Here is an 18321-nt window from a genome sequence, read left to right as displayed (position 1 = left end):
TCCGGCACAATGGGCCAAGCCCAAGGACCGAACACCGCTGCCCCGCAGCCTGCCTGGTGCTCGGCATTCGCTCGGTTTGGTCGCTGGCGCACTCACCGGTACGCTTACGAAGTTCCCAACGCGAGCCACGGGTGTTCATCTGTGCCCGCATCCGGGAGTAAAAATTATCGACCAACTTCAGGAGATCACCGTGGCTGCCACTTGCGACGTCTGCGGCAAGGGACCCGGCTTCGGTCACAACGTCTCGCACTCGCAGCGCAAGACCAAGCGCCGCTGGAACCCCAACATCCAGCGCGTTCGTGCGCTCGTGGGCGATGCCGGTGTGACCCCGAAGCGTCTCAATGTCTGCACCTCGTGCCTGAAGGCGGGCAAGGTCAAGCGCTGACCTTCCTCCTTCACACGTAACGACCGATCCCATCCGGGGTCGGTCGTTTTCGTTGTCCGGAGCCGCCGTCTGGGTTCGTCGTGGCCCGTTCGTCGTGCGCGCCGCCCGCTCGCAGTCCGGCCATTGTGACGACACAGCAGGCACACAGCGGCCTCCGCAATCGTGGTCGTCATGACCCTCATGCCACCCGCGATACGGCTGCCCGACACCGCCGTACGCCCCCCGCGCAGCATTGCGCGACCCTGGTGGCGTGACGCCGCCGGCGCTCTGACCTGGGCGAGTTTGCTGTTCGTCGTTGCCCTCTGGCTCAGTCACGGCGGTATCGGCCAATTCGGTTCGTGGACCGAAGGATGGACGAGCATCGGCCGACTCAGCGGGCTGATCGCTTCAGATCTGCTGTTGATCCAGGTCTTGCTGATGGCGCGCATCCCGTTCGTCGAGAAGTCCTACGGTCAAGACGAACTCGCGCGCCGCCACCGGCTGCTGGGGTTCTCCAGCTTCACCCTGTTGTGGGTTCACGTCGTGACCATCCTTGCCGGCTATGCGTCGGCGCGCTGGTCGCAGTTGTGGTCGACCGCCGTCGATCTCACGCTCAACTACCCGGCCATGCTGCTGGCGGAGGCGGGCACCATCGCGTTGTGTCTGGTGGTTGTCACCAGCATCCGCGCCGCGCGGCGCCGGTTGCGCTACGAGTCCTGGCATCTCCTTCACCTCTATGCCTACCTCGGCGCCGGGCTGGCACTGCCCCACCAGCTCTGGACCGGCCAGGACTTCACTGCATCCACCGCCGCAACGGTGTTCTGGTGGTCGCTGTGGGCGTGCACCGCGCTCGCCGTCGTGGTCTTCCGCCTCGGACTTCCCTTGCGCACCGCCCTCACGCACGACCTGCGAGTCGCCTCGGTGGAACGTCTCACCGGCGACGTCGTCACCGTGACGGTCACCGGTCGCGCGCTGCACCGATTGCAGGTCAGCCCCGGGCAGTTCTTCCAGTGGCGATTCGCCGGCCAGGGGCGCAGCCGCGCCAACCCCTACTCGTTGTCCCACGCTCCCGACGGTCGGTCGCTACGCATCACCGTGGCCGAGGTCGGCGGCGGGTCGGCCCGCCTGGCAACGCTGCAGCCCGGCACCAAGGTGTGGATCGAGGGACCGTACGGCCGCCTGCACGAGGGCGTACGAACCCGCCGCAAGGTGCTGCTCATCGGCGCCGGCATCGGCATCACCCCGCTGCGAGCACTGTATGAATCACTGCAGTCGGAGCCTGGCGACATCACTCTGATCCAGCGAGCAAGTAGCGCCGAACAAGTGCTGTGGGCCGACGACCTGGAGCGGATCGCGGCGCACCGCGGTCACCGTCTGGCATTCGTGACCGGCCCGCGGGCGCACCGATCCGGGAAAGGACCGGGCTCCTGGTTACCGCAGAACGCGGCGCACCTGAGCGACCTGGAGGCGCTGCTGCATCTGGTGCCCGACGTGCGCGACCACGACGTCTTCGTCTGTGGTGGCGAGGCCTGGATGACCGCCCTCGAGCGAACCCTGCTCGATGCGGGTGTGTCACCCCAACAGATACATATCGAACGATTCTCCTACTGAGGTATTCCGATGAAACGAATCACTGTCTGGATCATGAGCACGCTCACTGTCGTGGTGCTGCTGTTCAGCTATCGCACCAGCTTGAGCTCCTCGATGGCCAGTGGCACTGCGGTCCACCAGAGCGGCACAGGCCAGACCGCGCAGGCGGAGACCGCCGCCAATGCTGGCAGCTCCTCCGCGACTCCTACCTCGAGTGGCAGTTCGTCCACCTCGGCCACCGGCACCGCGACCTATACCGGTGACTCGGTCGATACCCGGTGGGGGCCCGTTCAGGTGCAGATCACCGTGACCAACGGGAAGATCACGGCGTCCCAGGCGGTTGTCTACCCCAACGGGAATGGGCGCGACGCCGAGATCAACAGCCAGGCGTTGCCGACCCTGAACCAAGAGGTCGTCAACAAGCAGAGCGCCTCGATCGACATGGTCAGCGGCGCCACGGTCACTTCCGACGGCTACGTCCAGTCCCTGCAGTCAGCGATCGATAAGGCGAACCTCTGATGCTCACTCAAACTCTCCCCAAGCGGGCTTTCGTCGAGCAGATCATGGGTCTGCCGGTCTCCATCCACGTGCGCGGACCTGAGGTCCGTAGCGCGATGGTGGAGGAGGTCGTCGACCGCGCCTTCCGCCGACTGCGCTGGATCGACTCGGTGTTCTCCACCTATGAACCGAACAGTCCGGTCTCCCGACTGCGCCGCGGGGAGGTCGAGCTCGATCAGCTCACCGGGGCGGTGGGTTACATCGCCGATGTCTGCGCCGCCGCTCAAGAAATCACCGGGGGCGCCTTCGATGCCTACCTGCCCGATGCCGACGGCACGCTGCGGTTCGATCCCAGCGGTGCGGTGAAGGGTTGGGCGATCGGCCAAGCGGCCGCCATCCTGGACTCGTTGACCGGCCATTCCTATTGCGTGAATGCCGGCGGCGACCTCCACGCGGGCGGCGCGGAGCACGAGCCGTGGCACGTCGGGGTGCAAGACCCGGCGCAGCCGGACATCATCGCTCGTACGGTCGCTCTCGGCCACGGCGGCCTGGCCACCTCCGGGCGCTACGCCCGCGGCAACCACCTCATCGACCCTCGTACGGGGCAGCCGGTCGATCGGGCGGGTTCAGTCACCGTCGTTGGTCCGGACATTCTGTGGGCGGACGTGTGGGCGACGGCGCTGTTCGTCGGCGACCAGGACACCCTGGCCCGGTTTCACGACTGGGACTCCCGCTACGACCTGATCACGCTGCCTTAGGCGGTCACCGACCGAAGTGGTCCCACCCTCCGCTGCCAAGTTCGTCGCCGTCGAGGCCGACACCTTCACCCGCGGTGACCCGGCCGATCGGCGTCCAGCTGCCCGGCACCGATTTGTCGTCGGGGAAGCAGGCGAGCAGGGTGTGTTCCTCGCCCCCGCTGAGCACGCAAGCCCACGCGTCGTCGTCGACCGCCGCCGCCAGCTGGGCGACGAACGGCTCAAGGTCATCGCGACCGAGCTCGATGCGTACGCCACTGGCGGACGCGATCCGACGGGCGTCACGGACGAGGCCGTCGCTGATATCGATCATCGCCGTGGCACCTGCGGCCGCAGCCTGCGGACCCGCCGTCAATCGGCACTGCGGGCGACGGTGGAAGTCGACCAGCGCGGGCGCATCAGCGGCGCGACCCTGCTGCAAGAGACGCAGCCCGGCATCAGACCGCCCGAGGGCGTCGCAGACGGCGACCACGTCACCGGCCCGCGCGCCGGAGCGCAAGACCATCGTTCCCGGCAGTTCGCCCATCGCGGTGATGCTGACGACCCGGGAACCGTGCGGCGCCGAACTCAGGTCTCCGCCAACGACCGCAACGTTTGCCTCCGAACAGCCTTGGGCCACACCCTCGTTGAAGTCTTTGCACCACTGCACGGTGGTGTCGTGACCGGCCATCAACGAGACAACGACCGCGGTTGGGTAGCCACCCATCGCGGCGACATCGGCCAGGTTCTGAGTGACCAACTTGCGGCCAACGTCGACGCCGTCGGACCACTCGTCCAGGAAGTCGCGACCCAGCACCATCGAGTCGGTCGTGATCAACACGGCACCACTCGGCACGGCCAGCAGCGCGGTGTCGTCACCGACGCCGAGCCGGACCTCCGGCCGGGTCGGCAAGGTCGGGAAGATGGCTGCCAACAGGTCGTCCTCGTGGATGTCGGCAAGTGTTCGGGCATCCATTTGCCCCATTCTGGACCCTGCCCTCGCGGCGGACCGCGGCACGGTAGCGTCAAGCCTGCACATTCGATGAGCGCAGCATCGCGCGGCGCTCGGAACCCCTGGGAGACGTCATGGTGCAGGCCTACATCCTGATCCAGTCCGAGGTCGGCAAGGCACACTCCGTGGCCACCGCCGTCGCACAGATCAACGGGGTGGTGTCGGCCGAGGACGTCACCGGCCCCTACGACGTGATCGCCCGGATCGAGGCCACCTCGGTCGACGAGCTCGGTCGTCTGGTGATCGCCCGGATCCAGGAGATCAACGGCATCACCCGCACCCTCACGTGCACCGTCGTCAACGTCTGAACACCTCCCGCTGGCTCGGCGTCGCCGTCGTGGCCACGCTCGGCCTGACCGCCTGCGGCGGCGCGGTCGAGGTGGTCTCCGCCCCCAGTCACGGGGATCCGTTGTGTGCGAAAGTCGCGGCCGCCTGGCCTCGTACGGTCGCCGGAAAGAAGGCGCGCGATGTCTCCTCCGGCGCGGACGCCGCGGCAGCGTGGGGTGACCCGGCGATCATCGCCCGCTGCGGAACCGTGACGCCCGCCCCTTCACCGAACTGCCTCACTGTCGACGATGTCGACTGGGTGCTGACCACGTTGTCCGACGGCACCAAAGCAGAAACCTACGGTCGCTCCCCGGCGATCGAGGTGCTGCTGCCGAAGCAATATCTACCCGAGGTGTTGGCCTCGTTCACCGCGGTGGCGCGACTGATCCCGCAGGGCGAACACCGCTGCAGCTGAGCCCAGTTCGAACGCCGTGGGGTCAGGGCGGCCCAGCGCCGGCGCGTCAGCGCAGACCGACGCGCCGCTCCAGAGCAAGCTCGATGAGCTCGGTGATCAGCGCCGGGTAGTCGGTTCCGGCCGCCGCCCACACCCGCGGATACATCGATGACGGGGTGAAGCCGGGCATCGTGTTGATCTCGTTGAGAGTCAGGCTGCCGTCGGGTCCGTAGAACCAGTCGACCCGGGAGAGTCCCTCACAGCCGGCCGCTTCGAAGGCCCGGATCGACATCTGCTGGATCTGCTCGACCGCGGCTGCCGGGAGGTTCGCCGGGCAGCTGAGACTGGCGGAGTCGTCGAGGTATTTCGCCTCGAAATCGTAGAACGTGTGGTGGTCGTGGGAGACCACGATCTCCCCGATCGGGGATGCCTTCGGCCGGTCGCTGCCGTGGCCCTCGAGCACTCCGCACTCCACCTCGCGGCCCTCGATCGCGCCCTCGATGAGCACCTTCGGGTCGTGCTGGCGGGCCAGTTCGATCGCCTCGGCAAGCTCCTGCTGGTTCGTCGCCCGGGAGACGCCCTGGCTCGACCCGGCGCGGGCCGGTTTGACGAAGACCGGCCAGCCGAGAGCAGCCACCGGATCCATCGCGGCCGCCTGGTCGCGCTGCCACTCCTTGTCCGTGATCAGAACGTACGGTCCGACCGGCAGACCGGCCGCCCGGAACACCACCTTCATGAGGTGCTTGTCCATCATCACCGCCGACGCGGAGACGCCGGACCCGACATAGCGGGTGTCCGACAATTCGAGCAGACCTTGCAGGGTTCCGTCTTCGCCGAACGGCCCATGCAGCAACGGGAAGACCACGTCGACCGCACCGAGTTCGCGCGGGATGTCCCCGGGGTCGCGGACGAGGATCGAGCGGTTCGCCGGGTCAGGGCTCAACACGATCTCGCGCTCGCCGCTCACCTGCGGACGCTGATCAGCGGTGAGGCGCAACGGTGTCGGATCATCTGCCATCAAGACCCAGCGTCCGCCAGGAGTGATGCCGATCGGCACGATGTCGAACCGGCTGCGGTCGATCGCCTGCAGCACGCTCGCCGCGGTCGCACACGAGACGGCGTGTTCGGAGGAACGGCCGCCGAACACGAGGGCAACGACCGGCTTGCGGCCGGTCCCTGAGGTCGGGTCGGTGGACACGGGGTCGGTGGGCTCGATGTTCATCGCCGGAAGCCTAACCGGACGGGCGCCGAGACCGTTGAAGACGCTCCGCCCCAATCTGCCACCCTGAACCTATGAGTCGCCCCGACCCGAGCCACCAGCCGCTGTCCCCCGCCACCCGCATCGTCGCGAGCGGCCGCCCGCCGCGCGTTCCGGGCGCCAGCGTCGGTCCCTCCGTCGAGTTCACCTCGACGTTCGTTGCCGGTGGCGACAACTCCTACGCCCGCTTCTCGAATCCGACCTGGGTCGCCTTTGAAGAAACCGTCGGTGGGTTGGAGGGAGGGTCCGCACTCGCGTACGCCAGTGGGATGGCCGCGATCGCGGCCGTCACTTCCACGGTGCCCCAAGGCGGAGCGGTCCTCGCGCCGCAACATTGCTACAACGGCACCAGTTCGCTGCTGCAGCAGCTGAATGATGCCGGCCGACTCTCGCTGCGACGGGCGGACATCGCCGACACCGCGACATTCATCGACGCGATGGATCACGTCGATCTGGTGTTTCTGGAGTCGCCGACCAACCCGATGCTGGAGGTGGCCGACCTTGCGACGCTGGCGAAGGCCGCACGCGAATCGGGGATCCGCACCGTCTGTGACAACACCTTCGCCACCCCGCTGCTGCAGCGTCCGCTCGACCTGGGCATCGACGTGGTGCTGCACTCGGCGACCAAATACCTCGCCGGTCACTCCGACCTGGTCCTCGGTGTCCTTGTCACGCGCGACGAGGACCTACGAGCGGCCCTGCACTCCGCTCGTACGCTCGGCGGCGCAATCCCCGGGCCGATGGAGGCGTGGTTGGCGCTGCGCGGTCTGCGGACGTTGCATGTTCGTTTCGAGCGGGCCTGCGCCAACGCGGCCGAACTCGCGCGGCGGCTGGACGGCCATCCGGAGGTCTCGCGGGTGCGCTACCCCGGGTCGGGGGCGATGATCGCGATCGAGGTCCGCGGTGGACGCGAGGGGGCCGAAGCGGTCGAGCAGTCGGTCGACCTGTGGCTGCCCTCGACAAGTCTCGGCGGCGTCGAGTCGATGCTCGAACGGCGTCGACGCCATGCCGGCGAGCCGGCGACGGTTCCCGAGGAGCTGCTGCGGCTCAGCGTCGGGATCGAAGACGTCGAAGACCTCTGGCGCGACCTCGACGCAGCGCTCAGGTCGTCTCGAGCTTCCTAGCTCGCGACATCAGCGCTCCGACCACATCGGCGGTGCTGCGCCCCTCGTAGACGACAGCCTCGACGTTCTCGACGATCGGGACGTCGACGCCAGCGGCGCGCGCAAGATCCAAGAGGGAGCGGCAGGACTTCACGCCCTCGGCGACCTGCTGGGTCGCCGCGATTGCCTCCTCGAGGGTCTTGCCCTGCCCGAGGGCATAACCGAAGGTGCGGTTGCGCGACAGCGGCGAGGCACACGTTGCGACCAAGTCGCCCACCCCAGCAAGGCCGAGGAAGGTCGCCGGGTCGGCGCCCAGGGCTGTTCCGAGCCGGGCCGTCTCGGCCAGTCCGCGGGTGATCAGGGAAGCGAGCGTGTTGTCGCCCATGCCCATCCCCGATGCCATGCCACAGGCGACAGCGATGACGTTCTTGGTGGCACCGGCAATCTCGGTGCCGATGACGTCGCCACCGAGATAGGGGCGGAAGTAAGGCGTCGCGCAGGCCTCGGCAACGGCAGCCCGCATCCGCGGGCTCGTGGAGGCAACGACCGCGGCGGCCGGCTGCCGGGCCGCGATCTCCTTCGCCAGGTTGGGGCCGGACAACACCACGACGCGGGCGGGATCGAGATCACCGGCGTCGGCCAGCACCTCGCTCATCCGCTTGGTGGTGCCCAGCTCGACACCCTTCATCAGCGAGACAACCGGCGCCGAATCACCAAACACGGCGCCCCAGCTCACGAGGTTCTCGCGCAAGCTCTGCGAGGGAACCGCGACCACGATCACATCGGCACCGTCGGTCGCCTCGGCCACATCGGTCGTCGCCCGCAGAGTGTCGGGCAACCGCAGGTCCGGCAGGTAGCCGACGTTGCAGTGGTCGTCGTTGATCGCGGAGACGACCTCAGGCCGGCGGGCCCACATCGTCACGTCTTGACCAGCGTCGGCCAGGACCGACGCGAACGCTGTGCCCCAACTCCCGCTACCGATGACGGCGGCCTTTGTCACTGTGGTGCCCCTTCGCTCTTGGTGGTCGGGGCCGATTCTCCCCGAGCCACCTCGAGTTGTGTGGTGATTGCCGCCATCAGTCGACGGGTGGCCTCGCGCACCGCCTCGCCTGACACGTTGCCGTGCAGGTCGTCGAGGTCCACTGGGGGGCCTGCATAAACCTTGACGGTTTTGCGCGGCAGCAGCCTGGGAACCATCCCGCGGTAGGGATAGAGGATTTCTTGGGTTCCCCAGGTGGCGATGGGCACCAACGGGCAGCCGGTGCTCAGCGCGATCCGCGCGGCGCCGGTCTTGCCGCTCATCGGCCAGAGGTTCGTCTCGCGGCTGAGGGTTCCCTCCGGCAACACACAGACACAGTCGCCGCGGCGAATCGACTCCAGCGCGGCGTCGTAGGCATGCACCGCCTGCGACGAGCCTCGTACGACGGGGATCTGGCCCGTGCCGCGCATGACCGACTTCAACACCGGGAAACCGAACAGCGACGACTTCGCCAGGTAGCGCGGAGCGCGACCGTTGGCGACCAGGAACTGCGCAACGGTCAGCGGGTCGACGTACGAGATGTGGTTAGAGGCCGCGACGAAGCCGCCCGTCGTCGGGATGTGTTCACCGCCGCGCCAGTCATGCTTCCAGGTTCGCTGGAACGTCGGCCACAGGCCGCCGATGATGTGTTGGTACATCGGGGTGATGTCTTCGTGGATGGCAGGATGCGCCACCGGGACCTCCTTGGGGATGTGATCTGTTCATCATGCTGTGAACCCGCTCACGATGTCGACCAGGGCCGGGTCGTGGTGTGTCTTGGCCGTCAGCCGTGGAAAACTGGAGAGGTGAGTGAGCCCCTGACCTCGACCTGGCAGATCGTTCTGCCGGTCAAGAACACCGCCCGCGGCAAGAGTCGCCTGACGCCGCCGCCGGGGATTCGACGGGCCGACCTGGCGTTGGCGATCGCGCTCGACACCATCGAGGTCGTGCTGGAGGTCATTCCCGCTGCTCAGGTCGTGGTGGTCACCGACGACGACGTAGTGCGCAGCAACAGCGAGGCTCAGGGCGTGACGGTGCTCGACGACCCAGGCCGCGGGCTGAACCCGGCGATCGAATCGGGCCTGCGCTGGATCCGCTCGGCCGCCCCCGGGCGGGCCACCGCTGTGCTGCTCGCCGACCTTCCGAGCCTCACTGCTCAAGCGTTGTACGACGGGCTACGCGCTTGTGCCGCAACGGAATCCAGCATCGTGCCCGACCAGTCGGGTCACGGAACAGTGTTGCTGACTCACCATGACTCCGAGCGCCTTGTCCCCCGCTTCGGCGGGTCGTCGGCGGCGCGTCACGGGCGCACAGCGACGGTGCTGACCCTGGACCTCCCCCAGTTGCGTACGGACGTCGACGACTTGGACGCTCTCAACCGCGCCCGCGACCTCGGTGTCGGCCCGCGCACCGCCGGAGTGCTCGCGACCGTCGCGGACACGGCAAGCTGAGCTCATGCAGGCCACCGTTCACACCTTTGACCCCGACGATCACACCGGCACCGTGTTGACCGACAACGGGCGCAGCCTGGCGTTCACCGCTGCCGCCTTCGCCGCGTCGGGCCTGCGCCATGCGCGCCCCGGCCAGCGCCTCAACATCGAAGTCGGCGCGGATGGCATCTCGCGGATGTGGGTCGTCGGCATCGGGCCAGGTCAGCGCATCCGCTGACTCGCGCGGCCTTCTTGCCCGACCCGCGCGGCGCCTCCCCTCCAAACGCTGCACCTCCGTACGAACGCTGCCGGTATACATGCAGCGTTCGTACGGAGGTGCAAGGTTTGCGCTGGGGTGCGCAGGGTCCTCTTGAGGTCTACTTGGCGGTCTTCTTAGCGGTCGTCTTCGCGGTCGTCTTCTTGGCCGCGGTCTTGGCAGCTGCGGGAGCCGCCTTCTTGGCTGCCGTCTTCTTGGCGACGGTCTTCTTGGCGACGGTCTTCTTAGCCGCAGTCTTCTTCGCCGCGGCGGGAGCAGCGGTGGTTGCGGAGGCGCGGCCACCAGCGTTGCCGGTCTTGGGCAGCGCGCTCGGCTTGGCGACGACGTTGCGGAAGCCGGTTCCGGGCCGGAACTTCGGCACCGCCGTCTTCTTGATCGGGACGGTTTCGCCGGTTCGCGGGTTGCGTCCGGTGCGGGCCGCGCGGGACACCTTTTCGAAGGTGCCGAAGCCGGTGATGCTGACCTTCTCCCCCTGGGCGACCTGCCGAATGATCGTGTCCAGCACGGCGTCAACCGCGTCGACCGCCGCCTTCTTGCCACCCAGTCGGGTTTCGATACTCGCGATGAGATCTGCCTTGTTCACAGGTGACACCCCTTCAGTGTCCAGCCCCCCGGCCGACGGCCCGGTTGCGTGCCAATGTCGTTGACCTGAGACAGAATCCACCCCGGCCAGAACTGACGTTAGGACCACGACGCCGCCCTGGCAACCATTACGCGTCCGCAATTCGTTGTGCCGCAACAACTTTGGACGGCTTTGCGGAACCGTCGCACGCTCATCTGCGCGCTCATCGGAAACCTCTACGAAGAACGGATCCCGTTGCAGCGCAACGGGATCCGTTCAATTCCGGACGTTCAGAAGGCTCGTTCAGAGGACCCGACTAGCCGACTTCGACGGTCGGCTTCCAGCTCGGGCGCTCCTTTTCGAACTGCTCCACAGCGTCAGCGTGTCGCAAGGTGAGGCTGATGTCGTCGAGGCCTTCGAGCAACCGCCACCGGATGTAGTCATCGACCTCGAAGGGGAAGACATGTTCGCCGGCGGTGACGGTGCGCTCGACCAGGTCGACGGTCACCTGGGTGCCGGGTTCGTTCTCGATCAGCTTCCAGATCAGCTCGATGTCGTCCTGTCGCAACTGGGCGGTGAGGAGTCCGGCCTTGCCCGAGTTGCCGCGGAAGATATCGGCGAACCGGCTGGAGAGCACCACTCGGAAGCCGTAGTCCATCAACGCCCAGACCGCGTGTTCGCGCGAGGAGCCCGTTCCGAAATCGGGGCCGGCGACCAGCACCGAGCCCTCGGCGTACGTCGGGTTGTTCAAGACGAACGTGTCGTCGCCGCGCCACGCGGCGAACAGGCCATCTTCGAAGCCGGTGCGGGTGACTCGCTTGAGATAGACGGCCGGGATGATCTGGTCGGTGTCGACATTGCTGCGGCGCAGCGGAACGCCGACCCCGGTGTGCCTGGTGAACTTCTGCATCATCGACTCCTTCAGTTCAGGTCTGCGGGACCGGACAGGGTGCCGCGCACCGCGGTGGCCGCAGCGACCAGCGGGCTGACCAGGTGGGTGCGACCGCCCTTGCCCTGCCGTCCTTCGAAGTTGCGGTTCGAGGTGGACGCGCTGCGCTCACCGGGCGCAAGCTGGTCGGGGTTCATGCCCAGACACATCGAGCAACCGGCCAATCGCCATTCGGCGCCGGCCTGTTCGAAGACCTTGTCCAAGCCCTCGCCCTCGGCCTGCAGCCGAACCTTTGCCGAGCCCGGCACCACCAGCATGCGTACGCCGTCGGCGACCTGGCGGCCCTTGATCAGCTCGGCGGCAGCGCGCAGGTCCTCGATGCGGCCGTTCGTGCACGATCCCAGGAAGACGGTGTCGACCTTGATCTGCTTCAGCGGCATCCCGGGCGTCAAACCCATGTAATCGATGGCCTTCTCGGCAGCGAACCGGGCGGTGTCGTCGCCGATGTCCTGCGGGCGGGGAACGCTCGCGCTCAGCGGGAGACCCTGGCCGGGGTTGGTACCCCAGGTGACGAACGGGGTCAGCTCGGCGGCATCGAGGTCGACCTGCGCGTCGAACGTCGCGTCGTCATCGGTGGCCAACTGTCGCCAGGCTTCGACCGCGGCGTCCCAGTCGGCGCCCTTCGGAGCGTGGTCACGGCCAGCGAGGTAGTCGAACGTGGTGTCGTCGGGCGCGATCATGCCGGCGCGCGCGCCGGCCTCGATCGACATGTTGCACATCGTCATGCGCGCTTCCATCGACATCGCCCGGATCGCCGACCCGCGGTATTCGAGCACGTAGCCCTGTCCGCCGCCGGTGCCGATCTTCGCGATGACGGCCAGGATGACGTCCTTGGCGGTGACACCCTCGGCGAGTTCCCCGTCGACGTTGATCGCCATGGTGCGGAACGGCTTGAGCGGCAATGCCTGGGTGGCCAGAACGTGTTCGACCTCGCTGGTGCCGATACCGAACGCGAGGGCGCCGAACGCGCCGTGGGTCGAGGTGTGGCTGTCGCCGCAGACGATCGTCATGCCCGGCTGGCTGAGGCCCAACTGCGGACCGATGATGTGCACGATGCCCTGCTCGGCGTCGCCCATCGGGTAGAGCTTCACACCGAACTCGGCGCAGTTCTTGCGCAAGGTTTCAACCTGCGTACGGCTGACGATGTCGGTGATCGGGCCCGGCGTCGTCGGGACGTTGTGGTCCTCGGTGGCGATCGTGAGGTCCGGTCGGCGCACCGGGCGTCCCGCGAGGCGCAGGCCGTCGAACGCCTGCGGGCTGGTGACTTCGTGCAAGAGATGCAGGTCGATGTAGAGCAGATCGGGCTCGCCGTCTGCCCGTCGTACGACATGCTGTTCCCAGACCTTTTCGGCCAGCGTGCGTCCCATGCGGTCAGGACCTCCTCGTGATCGTCGCCCGAATCTGTGAGCAGACTCTCCTACCGATTCCGGCAATGAACTTGCGTCTCGCTCAGCGAGACGGCAATATCAGTACATGGACAACTCTAGCGGTGTCGGCGTTCTGGACAAGGCTGCCGTGGTTCTCGCGGCCCTCGAAGCCGGCCCTTCCACGCTCGCCCAACTGGTTGCGCACACCGGCCTGGCCCGCCCGACGGCCCATCGCCTTGCCGTCGCGCTCGAGCATCACCGGCTGGTCGCTCGCGACCTGCAGGGCCGGTTCGTGTTGGGGCCACGCCTCAATGAGCTCGCTTCCGCCGCCGGTGAGGACCGCCTGCTCGCGGCCGCAGGACCTGTGCTCGGCGCGCTGCGCGATCACACCCATGAGAGCGCTCAGCTGTTCCGCCGGCAGGGTGATCAGCGCATCTGTGTGGCCGCGGCCGACCGCCCGATGGGCCTGCGCGACTCGATCCCAGTCGGCGCGACGCTCTCGATGAGCGCGGGTTCGGCGGCTCAGGTGCTGCTTGCCTGGGAAGAGCCGGACCGTCTGCACCGCGGCCTGCAGGGCGCCAAGTTCACCGCGACGATGCTGTCCGGCGTACGACGTCGTGGCTGGGCCCAAAGTGTCGGCGAACGCGAGCAGGGTGTCGCGTCAGTCTCCGCGCCCGTACGCAGTCCGTCTGGTCGGGTGATCGCCGCTGTGTCGATCTCCGGTCCGATCGAGCGGGTTTCTCGCCAGCCCGGCCGCCTGCATGCCGCGACCGTCGTCGCCGGCGCCAACAAGCTCACCGAGATCCTGGCGCGCGCTCACGCCGCCGGCCAGCGTCGAACGATCGACGCCGGCTGAGCCAGACCATTCGTCACGAGGCCGTCGCGCTGCCGTCCAGACCGGACAGGTACGCCGCGACGGCCTCGTCGTCGAGGTGGTGGGTCTCGCGCAGGCCACGCGCAATCGTGGCGAGGTAGGCCGCGTTAGGCGCGTTCGGTGCTGGCCGATGGGCAGCCGGACAGGTGAACGTCACCACCGGCAGGTCATCGAGTTCGTCGACCACCAACAGCCGCTCATAGCGGCCTTGGCCGAGCTCCCACGCTGCGGTGGTGCCTCGCGATCGCAACACCGCCGCCACCATCCGCTCCAGGTCGGGGTCGGCACCAACCGGTCTGTGCATCTCCTGGGCGACCAGGTCCGCGAACTGTTCCCGGGTGATCAGATAGGCGGTCGCCAACGCCCGGCCGACGACATCCGGGTCGTAGAACGCGACTCCCCCACCGCCCCAGGTGCTCGACCGCCAGCCGAAGAAGACCGAGCCCGGCAGCTCGATGGGGCGCATATCGCGCGGCGGCGTCGCATCGCGCGCGCCCTGCATGGATCGGTCGGCCCCCGGCGGTCGACCGCCCTGGAGATAGTGGGTGAAGCGCTCCAACGACAGGTTGGAGCCATACGCGGCGTACCAGAGAAGATCGGTCACGGCAGGCGACCTTAACAAGCTTGTAGAAATGCCGAAACCCCCTGGGATTCAGGGGGTTTCGGGCAGTTGTAGCCCCGACGGGATTCGAACCCGCGCTACCGCCGTGAGAGGGCGGCGTGCTAGGCCGCTACACAACGGGGCCGCACTTTTTTGTGCCGAAGCACGTGGAGGAACTTTACCGGAATGGCGCAGAAACTCCGAATCGCCGACCATCGGCGCGAAGCGCCGCTGCGAAGAGCGATGCGCTGGGGTACCAGGACTCGAACCTAGACTAACTGAACCAGAATCAGTCGTGCTGCCAATTACACCATACCCCAAGGGGGTTTATCCGCTCGCGCGCCACGGCGGGCCTTCGAGCGGGTGAACCGAGGCGAAACTCTACCCGAGGTCGGCGCGCTGCCCAAATCGCCTCTCCCCGTTGCGGGTCGAGGTCAACTCATCGCCAGGTGAGCGACGATCGCGTCGACGATGACCTGCACCGGTTCGGGCTCGAACACCATCGCGTAATGGTCGGTATCGACCGAAATCTGGCGCAGCGAGGCGGGCAATCCGAGGGCGTCGAGCCGCGCTTTTCCGTACAACCCCGGGGTTCGGGCCATCAGGTCTCGAGCCGCCCACACCAGCGTCATCGGAACCTCGTGTGCTGCCAACACCGAGACAGACTCGCCGATCGCGGAGTCGACCATGATGTCGCGCCCGTCGGCTCGTACGACCGCTTCTTGGCACGACGAGCGCAGGCCGCCGCCGGGAGCGGGGATCAGGTCGTAGAGCAGGTAGTCACGGACCGCCGCGGCGTGGTCGCCGGCGAGCAGCGGGCCGACCGCCGGATGATCGGCCCAGAAGTCCAGGTAGGCCGCCTCGTCGGCGAACGTCATCGACAGGCGCGCCATCGCCGGTCCGACGACCGCATCGATGGCCTGGTCGGGAGTTAGCCCGTCGGGCAGCGGCAGGTAAATGCCACCGTCGACCAGCACCACCGCCCGGAACCGGTCCGGGTGGAGGGCTCCGGCGAGCGCCGCCACGAATGCGCCCATCGAGTGGCCGACCAGCAGCGGCGGCCCGCCGTAGGCAAATGCCGAGGCCACCGCGCTCACGTCATCGGCGTGGGCCCGCAGCCCAGCCGGGTCGGTGACCTCCCGGCTGCCGGCTCGCCCCCGCAGATCGGGCGCGATGAGCCGCACCTTCTCCCCCAGGCGCGACCGCAACTGCTCGGCCACCGCAGACCACGTCAGCGCATTCGCCGTGATGCCGTGGACCAGCACCACGGTCGGCGCCGTCGCGTCGACCTCGGGAGCGGACAGATCGTGGACGACGAGATCGCCGCCCTGCACCGGAACCTGGTAGGTCTTCACCCGTGCGACGCTACCCGCGCAACACCTGGCGGGGAACCCTCAGAGCTCGCCCTGCAGACGCTTGAGCCGGGCCAGCGTCGAGGCCTTCCCGAGGATCTCCATCGACTCGAACAGGGGCGGCGAGACCTTCTGCCCTGAGACCGCCGTACGAAGCGGGCCGAACGCCAGCCGGGGCTTCACCCCAAGACCCTCCACGATGCCTTCGCGCAGCGCCGCCTCGATCCGCTGCGCGGTCCACTCCACACCGTCGCCGAGCGGGGTGCCGAGAGAGCCACTGATCGGCTCGAGCGCCGTGATCGCGGCCGCGAGCACGTCCTTGGCGTTGTCCTTGAGGTCCTTGCGCGCCTCGTCAGAGATCTCCAGCGCGTCGTCGGCCACATAGAACGGGCGGACCAGCGGGGTTGCTTCATCGAGCTTCACAATGCGGGTCTGGACCAGTTCGGCGACCGCCTTCAAGCGCCCCAACTCCGGCAGCGACGGGTGAGCATCGAGCACCCCGTCGGCATGCAGGAACGGCAGCAGCCGGCTCGCGAAGTCGCCGACCTCGAGCTCGCGGATGTAGTGACCGTTGAGCCAGCCGAGCTTGTCGAGGTTGAACATCGACCCGGCCGGGTTGATCCGATCCCACTGGAACCGCTGCGCGAACTCATCGAACGTGAAGATCTCCCGTTCGCTGCCGTCTTCTTCCAGAATCGGCGGATAACCCTGCAGCGCAAGGAAGTTCACCAACGCTTCCGGCAGGTAGCCCTGTTCCTGGAACCAGGTGAGCCGCGCCCACGGGTTCTTACGCTTGGAGATCTTGGCCTTCTTCTCATCCCGCAGCAGCGGCATGTGGGCGAACGCCGGCGCCTCCCAGCCGAGCCACTTGTAGAGCAGCAGGTGCTTGGGGGTGCTGGAGATCCATTCCTGACCGCGCACCACGTGGGTGATCTTCATCAGGTGATCGTCGACCACCACGGCGAGGTGATAGGTCGGGAAGCCGTCGGCCTTCTGGATGACCTGGTCGTCGGGCCGCGGGGCGTTGGTGCGCCCCAGGATGAGGTCGTCGAACGCAAGCTCGACATCGTCAGGCACCAGCATGCGTACGACCGGGGTCTCGTTGAACCCGGGCAGTTCGGCGCGCTCTTCCTTGGTCTTGCCATAACAAAGCCGGTCATAGCCGGTCGGCTGCTTCAGCTTCTGCTGCCGCTCGCGCATCTGGGTGAGGCGCTCACTGGAACACCAGCAGAGATAGGCGTGGCCGTCGGCGAGCAACTGCTCGGTGTACGGGCGGTAGGTGTCCAACCGCTCCGACTGGCGGTAGGGGGCGTAGGGGCCGCCCTTGTCCGGACCCTCGTCCCAGTGCAGACCGAGCCAGCTCAGCGTGTCGTAAAGCTGCTGCTCGGAGTCCTCGCGGAAGCGGGCGCGGTCGGTGTCCTCGACCCGCAAGACGAACTGGCCGCCCTGCTGGCGGACGAACGCGAGATCGAACATCGCCATGTAGGCGGTGCCGACGTGGGGGTCGCCGGTGGGCGACGGCGCAACGCGGAGACGGACGGGACCGGTGTGAGAAGGCTTGGTCATGGTGGCCCAATCCTACGCAGTCGCCGAAACCGCCTTCGGGAACATCGAATCGGGGGCCAGGACCGCGATCACGGTGCCGTGGCAGTCGATGAGCGAGGCGATCAGCCCGCCGTAGACGAATCCCGGAATCGCGGTGTACCGCTCTTGCTCCTATTCCATCAACGCGATCGCGAGAGATTCCTGCAGCCAGGTGAGGAAGTCGTAGTAGAGCCCGATCGCGAGGCGCTGGTCGACCGGCCCGTCGGGGTCCATCGCTTGCAGCTCCTCGTGCAGTCGGTCGCTGTCCTCGTCGGTGCGCAGTTCCAGTCGCTCACCCAGCGCGAGGCGGGTGTCGGCGAGTGCCATCATCAGGTCGACCGCTTGGGCGTTGGTCAGGCGTACATCGTCGTCTGTCGGGGCTGCGTGGAGCAGAACTTCCAGCGCGACCTGCAGGCGGGCGGATTTCTGCTCTCGCAGTCCGTGTTCGGTGGCGGCCCGGAACTCCGCCGCGGCCTCGGGGTCGTCGCGGTGCCCGTCGGGCAGAATCCGGCGCACGACCGGGTCGCGTTCGGCCACCTCTTGGGCGTCATAGGTGTCGTCGAGACCGGCGACCAAGTTCATGAACTCATCGCCGGTGTCTGGCCGCTCGCGCGGTTCGATCATGGTCTTGGTCTGGCTCAGCAACTCGGCCACGATGGTGCGCTCGTTGAGGTCAAGGCCTCCGGTCAGTTCATCGTCGCCCGTGCGACGGAATGCGACTGCCATCAGTCGTCCTTCGCGAACGTCGCCCACAGCGAATAACCATGCATCGCAACGGTGTCGGTTTCCATCCGTTCGCGGCTACCGTGGGACACCACGGCCTTGCCCTTCTGGTGGACATCGAGCATCAGGGCATCGGCTTTGGCCTGGTCGTAGCCGAAGTAGGTGCGGAACACCCACGAAACGTACGACATGAGATTGACCGGGTCGTTCCAGACGATCGTGACCCAGCCCTTGTCGAGATCGAGCGCTGAATCGAGCTGCTCGATCTCATGGACATCGGGGGACGCAGTGGACACGGCTCCAC

At 67.3% G+C, this 18321-nt stretch carries 22 protein-coding genes and 2 tRNA genes; 10 read left to right on the top strand and 14 right to left on the bottom strand.

The annotated features are described in order from the left end of the window. Nucleotides 1–190: 190 nt before the first annotated feature. The 4 genes from rpmB to ACYU98_RS01650 all read left to right on the top strand — a co-directional run bounded on the left by rpmB (nt 191) and on the right by ACYU98_RS01650 (nt 3210). On the top strand, nt 191–385 hold the full coding sequence (rpmB, locus tag ACYU98_RS01665) for a 50S ribosomal protein L28 (RefSeq protein ID WP_460466438.1): 195 nt from the start codon (nt 191–193) through the stop codon (nt 383–385). Between the two features lie 171 nt (nt 386–556). Continuing rightward, nucleotides 557–1975: a ferredoxin reductase family protein gene (locus tag ACYU98_RS01660; protein WP_460466437.1), complete on the top strand. Its 1419-nt coding sequence runs from the start codon at nt 557–559 to the stop codon at nt 1973–1975. Nucleotides 1976–2008: 33 nt separating this feature from the next. Then, nucleotides 2009–2473: an FMN-binding protein gene (locus ACYU98_RS01655; protein WP_460466436.1), complete on the top strand. Its 465-nt coding sequence runs from the start codon at nt 2009–2011 to the stop codon at nt 2471–2473. After that, the gene (locus tag ACYU98_RS01650) at nt 2473–3210 is read left to right on the top strand and encodes an FAD:protein FMN transferase (RefSeq protein WP_460466435.1); all 738 of its coding nucleotides are present in this window, start codon (nt 2473–2475) and stop codon (nt 3208–3210) included. Before ACYU98_RS01655 ends, ACYU98_RS01650 begins: the two co-directional genes overlap by 1 nt. Nucleotides 3211–3214: 4 nt before the next feature. On the opposite strand, the gene thiL is transcribed toward ACYU98_RS01650, so the two are convergent. Continuing rightward, nucleotides 3215–4162, bottom strand: coding sequence for a thiamine-phosphate kinase (gene thiL, locus ACYU98_RS01645; RefSeq protein WP_460466434.1), 948 nt, complete (start codon nt 4160–4162; stop codon nt 3215–3217). 110 nt (nt 4163–4272) lie between these two features. On the opposite strand from thiL, the gene ACYU98_RS01640 reads away from it, so the two are divergent. Together ACYU98_RS01640 and ACYU98_RS01635 are read left to right on the top strand one after the other, a co-directional pair. After that, nucleotides 4273–4506, top strand: a complete 234-nt coding sequence (locus ACYU98_RS01640; protein WP_460466433.1) for an Lrp/AsnC family transcriptional regulator — start codon at nt 4273–4275, stop codon at nt 4504–4506. Further along, nucleotides 4485–4940: a DUF3515 family protein gene (locus tag ACYU98_RS01635; protein ID WP_460466432.1), complete on the top strand. Its 456-nt coding sequence runs from the start codon at nt 4485–4487 to the stop codon at nt 4938–4940. Before ACYU98_RS01640 ends, ACYU98_RS01635 begins: the two co-directional genes overlap by 22 nt. Before the next feature lie 46 nt (nt 4941–4986). Here ACYU98_RS01635 and ACYU98_RS01630 read toward each other — a convergent pair whose 3' ends face one another. After that, a complete protein-coding gene (locus tag ACYU98_RS01630; RefSeq protein WP_460466431.1) occupies nt 4987–6141 on the bottom strand; it encodes a D-alanine--D-alanine ligase family protein in 1155 nt (384 codons plus the stop codon). Between the two features lie 71 nt (nt 6142–6212). Between ACYU98_RS01630 and ACYU98_RS01625 the strand changes: the two genes are divergently transcribed. Further along, nucleotides 6213–7301, top strand: a complete 1089-nt coding sequence (locus ACYU98_RS01625) for a trans-sulfuration enzyme family protein (RefSeq protein WP_460466430.1) — start codon at nt 6213–6215, stop codon at nt 7299–7301. Here ACYU98_RS01625 and ACYU98_RS01620 read toward each other — a convergent pair. Then, complete coding sequence (locus tag ACYU98_RS01620; RefSeq protein WP_460466429.1) at nt 7279–8280, bottom strand: NAD(P)H-dependent glycerol-3-phosphate dehydrogenase; 1002 nt, start codon at nt 8278–8280, stop codon at nt 7279–7281. The genes ACYU98_RS01625 and ACYU98_RS01620 overlap by 23 nt on opposite strands. After that, on the bottom strand, nt 8277–8993 hold the full coding sequence (locus tag ACYU98_RS01615) for a lysophospholipid acyltransferase family protein (RefSeq protein ID WP_460466428.1): 717 nt from the start codon (nt 8991–8993) through the stop codon (nt 8277–8279). The genes ACYU98_RS01620 and ACYU98_RS01615 overlap by 4 nt, the downstream gene beginning before the upstream one ends. A gap of 111 nt (nt 8994–9104) precedes the next feature. Here ACYU98_RS01615 and cofC point away from each other — a divergent pair, with 111 nt between their 5' ends. Both cofC and ACYU98_RS01605 read left to right on the top strand, forming a co-directional pair. Continuing rightward, nucleotides 9105–9749, top strand: coding sequence for a 2-phospho-L-lactate guanylyltransferase (cofC, locus tag ACYU98_RS01610; RefSeq protein ID WP_460466427.1), 645 nt, complete (start codon nt 9105–9107; stop codon nt 9747–9749). A 4-nt stretch (nt 9750–9753) separates the two neighbouring features. After that, a complete protein-coding gene (locus tag ACYU98_RS01605) occupies nt 9754–9966 on the top strand; it encodes a hypothetical protein (protein WP_460466426.1) in 213 nt (70 codons plus the stop codon). 139 nt (nt 9967–10105) lie between these two features. On the opposite strand, the gene ACYU98_RS01600 is transcribed toward ACYU98_RS01605, so the two are convergent. From ACYU98_RS01600 to leuC, 3 genes are all read right to left on the bottom strand, one after another. Further along, nucleotides 10106–10597 (bottom strand): HU family DNA-binding protein, encoded by a 492-nt coding sequence (locus ACYU98_RS01600; protein WP_460466425.1) that lies wholly within the window; start codon nt 10595–10597, stop codon nt 10106–10108. A 286-nt stretch (nt 10598–10883) separates the two neighbouring features. After that, nucleotides 10884–11477 carry a 3-isopropylmalate dehydratase small subunit gene (gene leuD, locus ACYU98_RS01595; protein WP_460466424.1) on the bottom strand — a complete coding sequence of 198 codons (594 nt, stop codon included), beginning with the start codon at nt 11475–11477 and terminating at the stop codon, nt 10884–10886. 11 nt (nt 11478–11488) lie between these two features. Then, nucleotides 11489–12883, bottom strand: a complete 1395-nt coding sequence (gene leuC / locus ACYU98_RS01590; protein ID WP_460466423.1) for a 3-isopropylmalate dehydratase large subunit — start codon at nt 12881–12883, stop codon at nt 11489–11491. 106 nt (nt 12884–12989) lie between these two features. Here leuC and ACYU98_RS01585 point away from each other — a divergent pair, with 106 nt between their 5' ends. Then, nucleotides 12990–13739, top strand: a complete 750-nt coding sequence (locus tag ACYU98_RS01585; protein ID WP_460466422.1) for an IclR family transcriptional regulator — start codon at nt 12990–12992, stop codon at nt 13737–13739. 13 nt (nt 13740–13752) lie between these two features. Here the strand turns inward: ACYU98_RS01585 and ACYU98_RS01580 are convergent, their stop codons facing one another. The 7 genes from ACYU98_RS01580 to clpS all read right to left on the bottom strand — a co-directional run bounded on the left by ACYU98_RS01580 (nt 13753) and on the right by clpS (nt 18313). After that, nucleotides 13753–14361 carry a histone deacetylase gene (locus tag ACYU98_RS01580; protein WP_460466421.1) on the bottom strand — a complete coding sequence of 203 codons (609 nt, stop codon included), beginning with the start codon at nt 14359–14361 and terminating at the stop codon, nt 13753–13755. A 69-nt stretch (nt 14362–14430) separates the two neighbouring features. Further along, a tRNA-Glu gene (locus ACYU98_RS01575) sits at nt 14431–14503 on the bottom strand. 103 nt (nt 14504–14606) lie between these two features. Further along, nucleotides 14607–14678: transfer RNA gene (locus tag ACYU98_RS01570), tRNA-Gln, on the bottom strand. A gap of 114 nt (nt 14679–14792) precedes the next feature. Beyond that, nucleotides 14793–15713 (bottom strand): alpha/beta hydrolase, encoded by a 921-nt coding sequence (locus tag ACYU98_RS01565; protein ID WP_460466420.1) that lies wholly within the window; start codon nt 15711–15713, stop codon nt 14793–14795. Nucleotides 15714–15752: 39 nt separating this feature from the next. Beyond that, on the bottom strand, nt 15753–17276 hold the full coding sequence (gene gltX, locus ACYU98_RS01560) for a glutamate--tRNA ligase (protein ID WP_460466419.1): 1524 nt from the start codon (nt 17274–17276) through the stop codon (nt 15753–15755). A 150-nt stretch (nt 17277–17426) separates the two neighbouring features. Further along, complete coding sequence (locus ACYU98_RS01555) at nt 17427–18020, bottom strand: DUF2017 family protein (RefSeq protein WP_460466418.1); 594 nt, start codon at nt 18018–18020, stop codon at nt 17427–17429. Next, nucleotides 18020–18313, bottom strand: coding sequence for an ATP-dependent Clp protease adapter ClpS (gene clpS / locus ACYU98_RS01550; protein ID WP_460466417.1), 294 nt, complete (start codon nt 18311–18313; stop codon nt 18020–18022). Before clpS ends, ACYU98_RS01555 begins: the two co-directional genes overlap by 1 nt. Nucleotides 18314–18321: the final 8 nt, after the last annotated feature.

It is taken from the genome of Calidifontibacter terrae, from assembly GCF_054778835.1.
Note: the sequence above shows the minus strand (reverse complement) of the source record. Positions and strands in the feature narration are given on the sequence as shown.